At 69.9% G+C, this 11,379-nt stretch carries 13 protein-coding genes; 4 read left to right on the plus strand and 9 right to left on the minus strand.

What is annotated here, in order from left to right; translation table 11 throughout:
* Window positions 1-6: 6 nt before the first annotated feature.
* From ACIQGQ_RS25350 to ACIQGQ_RS25390, 9 genes are all read right to left on the minus strand, one after another.
* Window positions 7-621: a hypothetical protein gene (locus ACIQGQ_RS25350; RefSeq protein ID WP_402399135.1), complete on the minus strand. Its 615-nt coding sequence runs from the start codon at window positions 619-621 to the stop codon at window positions 7-9.
* Window positions 615-1,541, minus strand: coding sequence for a PIG-L deacetylase family protein (locus ACIQGQ_RS25355; RefSeq protein ID WP_402399137.1), 927 nt, complete (start codon window positions 1,539-1,541; stop codon window positions 615-617). The genes ACIQGQ_RS25350 and ACIQGQ_RS25355 overlap by 7 nt, the downstream gene beginning before the upstream one ends.
* Window positions 1,538-2,269: a glycosyltransferase gene (locus tag ACIQGQ_RS25360; protein ID WP_402399140.1), complete on the minus strand. Its 732-nt coding sequence runs from the start codon at window positions 2,267-2,269 to the stop codon at window positions 1,538-1,540. The genes ACIQGQ_RS25355 and ACIQGQ_RS25360 overlap by 4 nt, the downstream gene beginning before the upstream one ends.
* A complete protein-coding gene (locus ACIQGQ_RS25365) occupies window positions 2,266-3,045 on the minus strand; it encodes an aminoglycoside phosphotransferase family protein (RefSeq protein ID WP_402399143.1) in 780 nt (259 codons plus the stop codon). The genes ACIQGQ_RS25360 and ACIQGQ_RS25365 overlap by 4 nt, the downstream gene beginning before the upstream one ends.
* A 101-nt stretch (window positions 3,046-3,146) precedes the next feature.
* Window positions 3,147-4,034, minus strand: a complete 888-nt coding sequence (locus ACIQGQ_RS25370) for a glycosyltransferase family 8 protein (protein WP_402399146.1) — start codon at window positions 4,032-4,034, stop codon at window positions 3,147-3,149.
* Window positions 4,035-4,099: 65 nt separating this feature from the next.
* Entirely contained in the window at window positions 4,100-4,294 is a 195-nt protein-coding gene (locus ACIQGQ_RS25375; protein WP_402399149.1) for a hypothetical protein, read from the minus strand.
* The gene (locus tag ACIQGQ_RS25380) at window positions 4,291-4,737 is read right to left on the minus strand and encodes a hypothetical protein (protein WP_402399152.1); all 447 of its coding nucleotides are present in this window, start codon (window positions 4,735-4,737) and stop codon (window positions 4,291-4,293) included. Before ACIQGQ_RS25380 ends, ACIQGQ_RS25375 begins: the two co-directional genes overlap by 4 nt.
* 193 nt (window positions 4,738-4,930) lie before the next feature.
* Window positions 4,931-6,133: a helix-turn-helix domain-containing protein gene (locus ACIQGQ_RS25385; RefSeq protein WP_402399155.1), complete on the minus strand. Its 1,203-nt coding sequence runs from the start codon at window positions 6,131-6,133 to the stop codon at window positions 4,931-4,933.
* A gap of 89 nt (window positions 6,134-6,222) precedes the next feature.
* The gene (locus tag ACIQGQ_RS25390; protein ID WP_402399158.1) at window positions 6,223-6,885 is read right to left on the minus strand and encodes an HAD-IA family hydrolase; all 663 of its coding nucleotides are present in this window, start codon (window positions 6,883-6,885) and stop codon (window positions 6,223-6,225) included.
* A 246-nt stretch (window positions 6,886-7,131) separates the two neighbouring features.
* Between ACIQGQ_RS25390 and ACIQGQ_RS25395 the strand changes: the two genes are divergently transcribed.
* The 4 genes from ACIQGQ_RS25395 to ACIQGQ_RS25410 are packed head-to-tail and all read left to right on the plus strand — an operon-like array spanning window position 7,132 to window position 11,083.
* Window positions 7,132-8,130: a CBASS oligonucleotide cyclase gene (locus tag ACIQGQ_RS25395; protein ID WP_402399161.1), complete on the plus strand. Its 999-nt coding sequence runs from the start codon at window positions 7,132-7,134 to the stop codon at window positions 8,128-8,130.
* A gap of 2 nt (window positions 8,131-8,132) precedes the next feature.
* On the plus strand, window positions 8,133-8,648 hold the full coding sequence (locus tag ACIQGQ_RS25400) for a hypothetical protein (RefSeq protein WP_402399164.1): 516 nt from the start codon (window positions 8,133-8,135) through the stop codon (window positions 8,646-8,648).
* A 30-nt stretch (window positions 8,649-8,678) separates the two neighbouring features.
* Window positions 8,679-9,599 carry an AAA family ATPase gene (locus ACIQGQ_RS25405; protein ID WP_402399167.1) on the plus strand — a complete coding sequence of 307 codons (921 nt, stop codon included), beginning with the start codon at window positions 8,679-8,681 and terminating at the stop codon, window positions 9,597-9,599.
* Window positions 9,599-11,083, plus strand: coding sequence for an SAVED domain-containing protein (locus ACIQGQ_RS25410; protein ID WP_402399170.1), 1,485 nt, complete (start codon window positions 9,599-9,601; stop codon window positions 11,081-11,083). The genes ACIQGQ_RS25405 and ACIQGQ_RS25410 overlap by 1 nt, the downstream gene beginning before the upstream one ends.
* The last annotated feature ends 296 nt before the right edge of the window (window positions 11,084-11,379 follow it).

Consider the following 11,379-nt stretch of genomic DNA (forward strand, 5'->3'; position numbering starts at 1 on the left):
CTGCGGTCACCTCGCCCAGAAGCCGACGAGGGCTTCCACGGTCCGGGCGACTTCGTCCGGGCCGGCGTCGGCGGCGAGGACCGTGAGCTCTCGCGTAATGGGCCGGCGGGCCGTGTGGACGAAGTAGTCGCGTGCGTGATGGAGGAAGCCGGGCTCGTGGAGGAAGTACTCGGACTCAGCAGCGGTGTGACCGGCGGTCTTGCGGCGGAGGTGGAGCGTCTCGGCCGGTACGTCGAGGTAGAGGGTGTGGTCGGGGCGCAGGAACGGGAGCGTCGTGAGCCGGTCGCGGAGCCGGTGGTGGACGCCGTATCCGAACAGGGCGTCCAGGGTGTACGCGTGGGCAAGGAGGGTGTCCACGGAGCGGTCGAGGACGACGAGCTGCCTGCCGCTCGCGGCGGCCTCGGCCACTCGGATCGCCTCGACCTCCATGAACCGCTCGAAGGCGGCCAACTGGGCGGCCGCGGAGTCGGTCCGGGCCGGAGGGATGTCGGCGCGGTGGGCGATGTGCTTGACGTAGCAGTCGGAGACGTACGCCCTTGACCCGAGGGCGGTGTGGCGGAGGTGGCGTATCGCCGTGGACTTGCCAGCGTAGGAGGGCCCCTCCAGGGCGATGATCAGCACGTCGGCGACTCCGTCCGGTAGAAACGCTCGGCGTAGAGTCCGGTGCCGTCGACAAGATCGGTCGCCGTGGTGAAGGCGTGCCGGATCGGCCGGTACATCTTCCGGGCCGGGTGCATCTGCGAGCCGTGCATCCGCAGGACGGTGACCTTGTCCAGGACGACGTCGGTAATGTCGACCAGCTCGGGCCGCATGGCCGCCCCCGTACGCGTACGGAAGAGGTGCTGGTCGCAGCCGGCGAGCGCGTACGTCGCCCAGAAGGCGAGGTCCTCCCAGAACCAGGTGCAGCCGAGACGGACGGCGGCCTCGTGGACGAGGAGGTGGTCGGGGTGGCGGGTGACGGCGGCAGGCGCAAGGAGTTCGGCGTCGGGATGGACGGCGGCGATCCGGCGCAGCTCCTCGGTGACCCGGTCGAGCAGCTCGGGATCGTAGGGCCCGTACGGCGGCTCGGCGTCCTTGTGGCTGAGGAGGAGTCGGCGGGCGGCGAACGGTGCGAGCGCGGCGGTGCCCTCGCGGTCGCGCAGCTCGGACACCGTGTCGACGTCAGCGTACGTGGCTTCCAGGGCGGGGTGCACACTCCGGGAGCGGGTGAAGACGGTGACCAGGGTCAGCGGTCGAGGGCTGGCGAGGAAGGCACCCGAGGCGGAGAGGGCGAAGTCGTCGTGGTGGGGTTCGATGACGAGGACCGGGCGGCCGGCGGGGGTGCGGGCCTCGACGTAGTACGGGACGTGGGTGTGGGGCGCCATCACCTCCAGGACACGGTGGTCCATGGCCCGATGGCGGGCGGCGAGCTGCTGGGTGTGCGTCCGGTGGGCGCGGTGGAGGTCGTCGGGAAAGGTGTAGATGCCGCTGCCGTCCGGAACCGGCAGGTCAGCCGCGGGCAGGGTCTTGGGCTGGGGCCGCACAGGGGTCTCCTTCGTCATCGCACGGTGGTCTCGTACCAGTGGCGCCACATGCGGGGCGACCGGAGCCGCAGGCGGGCGGTGACGGGGTTCTGCCACCAGAGCATCCGCAGGCTCGACCACTGGTCGTAGCGGCGGGTCGACGGGCGTACGCGCAGGTCGTCGAGGATCGCCACGGGCCGTCCGGTGGCCTGGCCGTGGGCGCTGAGCCGGGCGAAGAACTCCACGTCCTCGCTCATGAACAGGTCGTCCCGGTACCCGCCGACGTGGTGGAAGGCGTCGGCGGTGCAGAACTGGTTGACGCCCTGGGCTCCGCCGCGCCGGGTGCGGTAGTGATCCCAGTACGCGCACAGCAGGCGGGCTCCGAGCCGCTCGGGCGTGTAGAGCGGCGGGATGGCGCCGCCGACGGCGCCGGCGTCCATGGCGGCAGCGGCGGCGGTGACCGCCTCCAGGGGCAGGGCCACGTCGGCGTCGGTGAAGAAGAGATGGCCGCTGCGGGCGGCGCTCGCGCCGGTGTTGCGTACCCGGCCAATGTTGCGGACGGACTCGGTGACGACGCGGGCGCCGAAGGAGGCGGCCATGTCGGCGGTGGCGTCGGTGCTGGCGTTGTCGACGACGATCACCTCTCCGCTGCGGCCGGTGACCTCCTCCCAGCGGGCGAGGGAGGCGAGGACGGAGGGCAGGTAGCGGGGCAGGTAGGCGACCTCGTTGAAGGCGGGGATCACCACCGACAAGGCAGGGGTGGTCATCGGTATGTCCTTTCGGGACGGGGTACGCGGAAGAGGTGCGGAGTCCGTCGGCTCAGCTCGTCCAGGCGGCCGGCCCACCGGGCGCGGTCGTCGCCGGGTTCGGAGTGGGCCCAGCAGCGCAGCGTGTGGAAGACGGCCCAGGCCGTCAGCTGGTGGTGGTCCAAGGCGAGCGGATAGGCGTCGGTGACCGTGCGGGCCCGGTCGGAGGCGATGGCGCCGGACATGACCAGGGTCTGGGCCACGTCGGACTCGCGGGGGCCGGCTGCGGCGTCGGTGAAGTCGACGAGGTGGCGGACGGCTCGGGGCCCGGCGAGCACGACGTTGTCGCCGTGCAGGTCGCCGTGGCACCACACCGGAGCAGCCGCGGGGGCGTCGGCGATCGCGGCCAGGGCGGGCGCGATGCGATCCAGAGCGCTGGGCGGACAGCGCCGACCGATCGAGGTGACCTGCTCATGGAGCGGCCGGCGCGGGGCCCACGGCTGGACCGAGGCCCGGTGCAGGCGGCCGAGCAGACCGCCGAGGTCCCTCAGGGCTCGCTCGTCGCCCACCCGGCCGGACCGCACGGCGCTTCCCAGGGTGAGCGGGCCGAGGTCCGCGGTGATGAGAGCGGTCACCTCGTGACCGGGCACGTGTCCATGTGCGAGGACGGCGGGCGCAGGGACGTGCTTGGCGACGGCCCGGACCGCCGCCGCCTCGGTCGCCGCGTTGCGGCGGGCGGTGACCGCGTACAGCTTGATGACCACGCTCCGGCCGTCGGTCAGGAAGGCCCGGTACACGACCGTCCTCGACCGCGCCGACAGGCGGTGTGCGGCACGAACCGGAACTCCCACGAGACCAAGGACGGCCCACGCGACGGCCGCGGGTACGTTCGTCGTGCTCACCACGCACCCGCCGGTTCCGCCCCGAAGGTGCCCAGGCGGCGGACGTGCCGAAGGGCGACCGCCAGGTGCCGCCGGTACTCGGCCACGTCCTCGGTGACGGGGCAGTCGGCCTGCCAGGGCTTCTCGGGGCCGACGAAGTGCACGAGGGCCGCGGCCGGGTCCGGCCTGAGCGACCGGGTGACGACCCGCCGCACCCAGTTGCCCCGCTCCAGGAACCGGCCGGTCTCGAACCTGTTGAGCCCGGCGGCGGCCGGCCGCACGCGGCCGGAGTGCAGGAGCCACAGGTTCAGGGCGTCCTGGTCGTTGTGGAGGATGTGGCGGCGGCCGTGGACGAGCGCGTGCTCGACGCCCCTGCGGACGACGGGCATGTGGCCGGTGCGGGTCCAGAGGACTCCGGCGTTGAAGTAGGGACGGCCGCGCAGGTGGGGCCAGCGTTCGGCGGCCCCAGGCAGCGCCGGGCACTCACCTACGGCCGGGTTGAACTCGTCACGTACGGCGCCGATCTCGTCCTCCCGGAGGGATCCGAGCGGATCGGTGACGTCTCCGCGTACCAGCACGTCCGCGTCCACGTAGATCAGGTAAGGCCGGCGGACGAAGTCGGGCGTGAATTCGAACCGCAGGTAGGTGGTGACGGTGATGTACGAGGCGTCTGCCATGCGCGAGACGCGCAGCGGGACGCAGCGGCGGAGGTCGAAGGAGCCGAAGCCGGTCCGCTTGGCGAAGTCAGAGAGGAGCAGGGCCTGCGCCGGGGCGAGGTCGAGGGTGAGCACCCGTACCGCCGCATGGCGGCGGGCGACGGGGGTGAGGCTGTCGGCCAGACCCGCAATCGCGGCGAGGCCGGGGACGAGGTACTGCTGGTCGATGCAGAGACCGAACGCGTACACGGGACGTCGCCTTTCAGGCGTGGTGCACGGAAGGGAGTGAGAGACGGGACGGTGAGCGCGGAAGCTCACCGGTTGTCCCCGCCGCCGGAGGGGGCGAGGACCTTGAGGCTGTTGGGGTCGTCGGTCTCCCAGCAGGGCCCGCCCCCGGTCGGCGGCCGCAGCACCCACACGGTGCCGTCGGCACGGACGTCGGTGACGATCGCCCGCCGCCCGTCTCCGTCCCGGACGAGGTCACCGACCCACGCGCGCCGGGCGCTCACGAGGTGCCCTCGTCGTGCGTGTCGGTCTGTCCGAACCAGCCGGAGGCCGCGTCCGCGAGGTCGCGGCGGCGTCGGGCCTGACCGGGCGTACTGCGGGCCGGGGTGCCGTTCGACGCGTCCGCGAGGAACCCTCCCCGCTCGCGGAGGAGCACGCCGAGGGCCGCGAACTGGGCCGCGTCAGAGACGACATGTGCCGGGCCGCTGACGACGACGCCCCGGATCATCCCGGCGGACAGGGCGGCCGTGACCGCCTGCCACCCCAGCCGCTCAGCAGGCGGCAGCGCCGGGTCGGAGTCGGACCAGACACCGGCAACGTGCCAGTGCCGGGCGTCGGCGTAGTAGCGCCCACGTTCCTCGCTCTCGCTGAGAGCAGTGGAGGACGTGGCGCAGGAATAGACGGCAACGGGCACGTGCCCGAGACCGCCGGACGGGTTGCTCGGCATGTCTCAAGGCTGCTGGCCTGCGATGCTCGGGCCCAGGCACGGCCCGTCGCAGCGGACGAACTCCGTACCGGGCTCGACTGCCACGCCCCGTGGCAACGGAGGCGGACTCCGCCGAGGGGGTATCACGGCTCATGGCAGTCGCGCTGATGGCGTCCGCAGAGCTACTACGGACCGTGGTACTTCGACACGTGCGTCAGCGCACCCCGAGCGGTACGCCGGCGGAGTTGGCCAGCCCTCGCAGTCGGTTGACGGACACACCGGCAAGCCTGCTGATGATGACGCCGGGAAGCATCTGGTGACGCACCCAGCCAGGAGCCATCTCGCACACGGTTTGGAGAGTGTCGGCAGCGGTCTCCCACCGTCGGCATTCCACCTGGGTGAGGGCGACGTCCAGGCCGTAGCGGGCGCGGGTGGCCAGGGGCACTCTGGCATCCAGGCGGACGGTATCCATGAGTCGCAGAGCCCCGCCCGTGTCTCCGAGCGCCACCGCAATGCTCATCGCCTGCGTGGCAGCGTACATCGGCCCGTACGGCTGGGCGTGGGAACCGCGGGCGTGCTCGTCACCGATGCGGGCGGCGACGGCGTGCGCCTGGGAGAGGTACTCGCGGGCGTGATCCGCGCTCGCCCCGCCCCGGGAGGCGGCGACGGCGGCGTTCGTGACAAGCTGGCCGTAGACGCTGAGCCGGTCCAGGTCGTGCTCGCTCATCTTGGGCTCGATCCGGTCGGCCTGGGCCGCTGCGAGGAGGAATCCCTGCTTGGTGCGCCCATCACGGAGATTGACCCACGCGGTCGTGGCGGCGAGATGGGCATCACGAAGGTCGTCCCCGGTCCGCACGGCGACCTGGCGGCCATACGTGAGGGCGGCATACGCCAGATCTCGCGAGCCGAGCACGTTCGCGGCCATGCCGGCGGTCTGGAAGGTGTCGATCAGCACTCCTCCAGCGGCCTCCTTCTCTTCGAGGCCAGCGGCGTCGAAGCGGGCCCGCGCCTCGGGGAGAAGCTGCCCGAGGAGCGTTCCCAGCTCGGCGTACCGACCGCCCCAGTAAGCGGCGTCCGCGCGGCGCAGCACAGCACGGAGCTCTTCGACACTTCCCGGCTCGACTTCGGAGGGAATGCCGATCGCGGCGTCATGGGTGGCGGCGGAGACCATGCGCAGCGCGGCCCGCTCGTCCCGGTCCATGGAGCGGCGAGGCGCCTGTTGCCCGAGCAGCACGGCGATGTCGGTACCGAGCGCGTGGGCGATCGAGAGCAGGGACGGCAGCGATGCCGTCCCTCCGCGTTCGAGCTTCCGAACCACCCCGACAGACACCCCGGCGGCCTCCGCCAACCGCTCCTGCGTCATCCCGCCCCGTAGCGCCTTCAAACGCTCCGAGGTGGTGTACTCCGACCACTCCATGGTCCAGAACCTCCGCGTGGTGAGCCCCACACGGACAGTACTGGCCGGAGAGGGAACACGGACGCCCTTTCCTGGGAGGGAGGCTGACCTCAGGCGGCGTGAACCGCTGTGACCCCGAGCAGTGCTTCAAGCTCGGCCACGGCCGCGTCCTCGTCCGTGACATGGACAGTGGAGATCCCCAGCGCGGCGGCCGGCGGAAGGTTCACCGCGTGATCGTCCACGAAGACGCACCGCTCGGCGGGCAGCTCGATACGCTCCAGTACGAGCCGGTAGATCGCCGGATCCGGCTTCGCCAGCCCCTCCAGCTCGGACACGACGTGAACGTCGAAGAGGTCCCAGATGCCCACGTGCTCGTACGGGTTGAACGGATTGAGGCCGAAGCTGTTGGACAGCAGGCCAAGCCGGTGACCGGCGGCACGCGCGGCACGCGCGAGCGCGACCATCCGGCGGGCCACAGGCACCCCGGCCCAGGCCCGGCCCATCAGGTTCACGGGGTCCACGTGCTCCCCCAGCAGCGCCGCTGTCTCCTCGTTCCACTCGGCCTGCCCGATCTCCCCGATCTCTAGCGCCGCGTACAGTCGCCGTCCCTCCGGATGATCGTTGAGCGTCGCCCGCCACGCCCCGGGCTCCAGCCCCTCCGACATGCACCACTCGCGATGAGTAACGATGGGGCTGGCCGTGAGCACTCCCGCGAAGTCGAGGATCAGGCCTTTCCGGTCATTCTTTTCGACAGCGCCATTGCTGTGCAGCATCCGGTGGCGTCCCTTCCCTGATGAGCTCTATAGGCGACGCTATCGCGCGTCCAGAACAGCGAGGTACGAGACCTCTCGAGCGATCCGAGGTCTGGACCGGCGTCGTTTGAGCCCGGCCTATCGTCCTTCGCCCACCGCCCGATATCGCCCCACGGGCATCGCTCGCAACTCGGTCCGGGGTTGTCAGTGGCGGGTGGTAAGCCTGTTCTTCGGGCGGTCATCTTCTCGGGTGAAAGGCGAACTGCTATGTCAGGAGAGCGTTACGTCGACCACAGGGTCCTCAAGGTGTTCGCGCAGAGCAAGGTCAATGTGCCAGCGGAGGAGGCGAAGGAACGCCGCCGACAGGTGAATCACCTGCGAGAGCGGCTGGAGGGCTACATCGCCGCGCACCCGGACTTCGACCTGGTGAAGCTCCGCGCGTCTGGCAGCACGGCCAAGCACACGGCGATCCGCCGCAAGAGCGGCACGGGGTCCGATGCGGACGTCGCCGCGTACCTGCGCGTCGGGGACCCCGAGGTCGACGTCTCGACCGTGCTGACGTGGCTGGAGGAGCGCTGCAAGGAGGTCTACGGCAAGACGAAGGTCGCGGAGGACTTCAAGCCATCCGACCACGCGGTGGGCATCACCATGCGCGGCTCCGGCTTGAAGATCGACGTGGTGCCGGTGCTCTACACCGGTGAGCCGGACGACCGGGGCTACCTGGTCACCAGCGGCGGCACCAAGGTGCTCACCTCGGTCACGCTGCACCTGCGCTTCATCGAGAAGCGCAAGGGGGAGGCCGGCGACGGCTACCGGGAGCTGATCCGCCTGCTGAAGGCATGGATCCGCGAGAGCAAGGCGGTCGATCCGCAACTGCGCTGCAAGTCGTTCCTGATCGAGCTCCTGGTCGCGCACCTGTGGGATGTCGGCTGGAATGGCAAGCCGCTCCAGGTCAACGACTACCCGGCGGCGATCGAGCAGGTGCTCGCCTACATCGTCCGCACCGGCCTGAAGACACCGATCCTTTTCACCGACTACTACAAGGCCAACGCGGTGAGCGCGACAACAGACCCCATCCAGGTCTGGGACCCGGTCAACCCGGAGAACAACGTCGCACGGGGTTACAGCGAGCTCGACCGCCTACAGCTGGTGAACCACGCCAAGACCACCCTCGAGACCCTCACGATGGCCGCCTACGCGGCCACGAAGGGCGAGGCGCTCGATGCCTGGCGCGAGCTGTTCGACCCCGCCTTCCCGGGAGAATGACCATGACCGGCTCGTACACCAGATCCGCCTCCTCCTCGTTCACGATCACCGACGCCCGCTACGTGGGAGGCAGAGTCGCCGCCGACCTGCGCCTGCTGTTCAACCTCTACGGCGAGCCCTCCCTCGACAGAATCGACCACTTCGCCGAGGAGGTCGCCCTGCTCCTGCGCGACGGCTATCTCGACACTGTCGACTACGGCTTCCGCGACACGGCCACCAACACCTGGAGGTTCCGCCTGCGCTACAAGGCCACGGCCGGCGGCCAGCTCACCGACTCCCGGCCGGGCAGCTTCCCCGACCCCGTCGATCTCGCCGGCTACGGCTTCCACAGCTTCCTGACCTACAGCTCCACGTTCTGGCTCCTGACCAGCAGTCAACAAACAGGGGTCAAGGAGACTCTGCCGATCTCCCGGACGACCGGCACCGCCCCGAGCGCCCTCGCGGGCAACACCACTACGGGGCACGGCTACGCCCGCAATGGCGCCGGCGTCTCCCGCGACGTCTACGTCGCCCACTAATCCAGCGCCGCCAGCAGGAGGACCGAGAACGTGACCAGCCAGGACGACCTGTTCCACCCCGTCATCGAACTGCCCGAGCCCACCCGCCGCGCCCGCTACGACCGCCTGGTCGGCCTGAACGATACGAAGCTGCGCCTGCGGAAGGAAGCCGCCCTCCTCGCGGACCCGCGCCAACTCCAGGCATGGGCCGCCACCCATCACGACGGCGATGTCGCCGCACTCGCCCTATTCGCCGACCGGGCACCGCTGTTCGTATTCGCTGGCGACGTCGGCTCCGGCAAGTCTGCTCTGGCCGAGTCCTTCGGCTGCGACCTCGCTGGCTTCCTCGACCTACCCGTCTACCTGTACCGACTCAAGCTCGCCACCCGCGGCAGCGGACTGGTCGGCGAGATGACCTCGCTCATCGGCGACGCCTTCACCCACATGCATACGGCGGGCAAGCGTATGTCCGGCACTGATGGAGCCCGCGCGGTTCAGATCCTCGTCGTCGACGAAGCTGACGCCCTCGTACAGTCCCGTGAGGCCCAGCAGATGCACCATGAGGACCGGGCCGGCGTCGACGCGTTCCTGGCCGGCATCGACAGCCTGGCCGGTGCCAGGCTCCCGATCGTCGTCGTGCTGTGCACCAACCGAGTCGGCGCCCTCGACCCGGCTGTCATGCGCCGTGCCGCTGCCACCTTCACCTTCACTCGCCCCGGCGACGAGCAGCGCTACGCGGTCCTCGCCCAGGCACTCGGCGGGCTCGGCATCCGGCCGGAGACCGTCCGCAAAGTCGTCGAGCTCACCGGCCCCACCGGCGGCCGCCCCGGCTACACCTTCTCCGACCTCACCCAGCGCCTGGTGCCGGCTGCCGTCTTCCGTGCCTTCCCCGACCGGCCGGTCACCGACGACGATCTCCTCGCCCTCGCCGAGGAGCTGGAGCCGACCCCCGTCTTCACCGAGGAGCGCTGATGGCCCATCTCCCCGCCGCCGGCCCTACCAGCGTGCGCACGACCGGCGACTACTACCAGTGGCTCGTCGCCTGGGAGGGCTGCCTGACGCTCCTGCGCGAGAACGCCACTCGCTCGCACAACCCCGTGCGCACAGTCGGCGTCGAACTCGACAGCGTGGGTAACCTCGACGATGTCGTCCTTCTGCGTGATGCTCCTCCGAACACCTACAAACAGGTCAAGTACGCGGTTGACAGCGCCACGCCGGTCAACGAGGGGTACTTGACCAAGCCCAGCGCCAAGGGCGGTCCATCGATCCTCAAGAAGATCGCCAGGACGTGGAAGGGGTTGACCGCGGACGACGGTAGTGCCGACCTGCGCCTGGTCACCAACCGGGCGGCAGACCCCGAAGACGACCTGATGGCGGGCCGCGACGCCCGCACCGGCCTCCTTATGCCCAAGGCGGCCGTCGGCAGATCCAATTCGCTTCGAGGTAAGGCCCGTGCCCGGTGGGCGCAGGAGGCCGGGGTGACCGAGGCCGAGCTCATCGACCTCCTGTCGGTACTGCGCTTCGACCTGCCTCTGGACATGGTCTGGTACCAGGAGAACCTCCGGCTCCTTATGGCCGTCACAGGGCTTCGCCACGACCAGCGTGCGCTTGAAGAGGGGGTCGGCTGGGTCGCCAGGATGGTCCGCGAGGGCCGCCGAGAGCTCACGATGGCGATGATCGAGGCTGCCGTCACCGAGCTTGACCTGAAGGCCGGCCCCGCCCGGGCCGTCCTGTCGATTGCCACTCTCAAGCCGGACCCGCTGGCATCGGACGCCGACCATGCCATCGACTGGATCGATCGCTTCGACGGTGACTCCGACTACACCAAGCGTCGCCCTCTGCCGCCGCACACCTGGGCCCAGCTGCAGGCAGACATCGAGGCCGCGCCGGGACGCCTGCCCGCTGGAACAACCGCCGTCTCCGTCACAGGCAGCATCCGTCTCGCGCCGGCCTTCCTGGTGGGCACCACCTTCCGCATGGTCACCGGCACCGACCTCGCGGCGTTGCAGCGCGGGAGGGCTGGCAGTCAGCTCTGGTCCACCAACGACCCGTTCATCGCTGCCCAGACCCCCGAAGTCACTGAGTACGAGATCGGCCAAGGCGACGAGATCGCTGTCGCCATCGCCGTCGCGACGGACCTCACTGAGGACGTTTTGGAGTACCTGCGCGAGCAGAACCTCCCCGTCGGCAAGCTCATCGTCCTCACCCCGCCGAGCGGCACAGCAAACGACGGATCCGTCCCCGACAGCACCGCCGCCAACGCCCTGGCCGTCGGCATCCGCGACCACCTCCGCCGCTCCACCCGCCGAGTCCGCCGAATGCACCTCTTCCTCGCCTGCCCCATGGGGCTTGCTGTTCTGCTAGGCAACCGGTGGAATCGCCTATGCCAGACCATCGTGTACGAGGACATCAAGATCGACGACGGATACGAAGCGGCATTCACTATCGAGGCGTAGTGGGCCCTGTAAACGGTGATGCAGCACCGTAGGGCGGGCATGCGGCGGCCGTGATACCGACCCCTCGTCGTCCCGAAAACGCGCGAAGTTTTCGGGAACGACCGACACCCAAGTGCGTTCGCGCAGGTCAGAGCCGCCCCACTCCCCCATCCACCAGGTGCCTTCTAAACACCTGCTCTATCACCCTGAGCGGGACTACGCCTTAGAGGTCCTAACAGAAGCCGTTGATCATGTGACTGTCGGTTCGGTTGCTCGTTGGTCCGTTCGTGGCGAAGAGGAACTCCCGGCCGTGGGTC

The organism is Streptomyces sp. NPDC092952 (assembly GCF_044754785.1).
Lineage (GTDB): Bacteria > Actinomycetota > Actinomycetes > Streptomycetales > Streptomycetaceae > Streptomyces.

Bases quoted from the DNA above. Each gene is read 5' to 3' on its own strand.
- ACIQGQ_RS25355 (WP_402399137.1), bottom strand. From the start codon at position 1,541: ATGACGAAGGAGACCCCTGTGCGGCCCCAGCCCAAGACCCTGCCCGCG.
- ACIQGQ_RS25360 (WP_402399140.1), bottom strand. From the start codon at position 2,269: ATGACCACCCCTGCCTTGTCGGTGGTGATCCCCGCCTTCAACGAGGTC.
- ACIQGQ_RS25380 (WP_402399152.1), bottom strand. From the start codon at position 4,737: ATGCCGAGCAACCCGTCCGGCGGTCTCGGGCACGTGCCCGTTGCCGTC.
- ACIQGQ_RS25385 (WP_402399155.1), bottom strand. From the start codon at position 6,133: ATGGAGTGGTCGGAGTACACCACCTCGGAGCGTTTGAAGGCGCTACGG.
- ACIQGQ_RS25390 (WP_402399158.1), bottom strand. From the start codon at position 6,885: ATGCTGCACAGCAATGGCGCTGTCGAAAAGAATGACCGGAAAGGCCTG.
- ACIQGQ_RS25395 (WP_402399161.1), top strand. From the start codon at position 7,132: ATGTCAGGAGAGCGTTACGTCGACCACAGGGTCCTCAAGGTGTTCGCG.
- ACIQGQ_RS25400 (WP_402399164.1), top strand. From the start codon at position 8,133: ATGACCGGCTCGTACACCAGATCCGCCTCCTCCTCGTTCACGATCACC.
- ACIQGQ_RS25410 (WP_402399170.1), top strand. From the start codon at position 9,599: ATGGCCCATCTCCCCGCCGCCGGCCCTACCAGCGTGCGCACGACCGGC.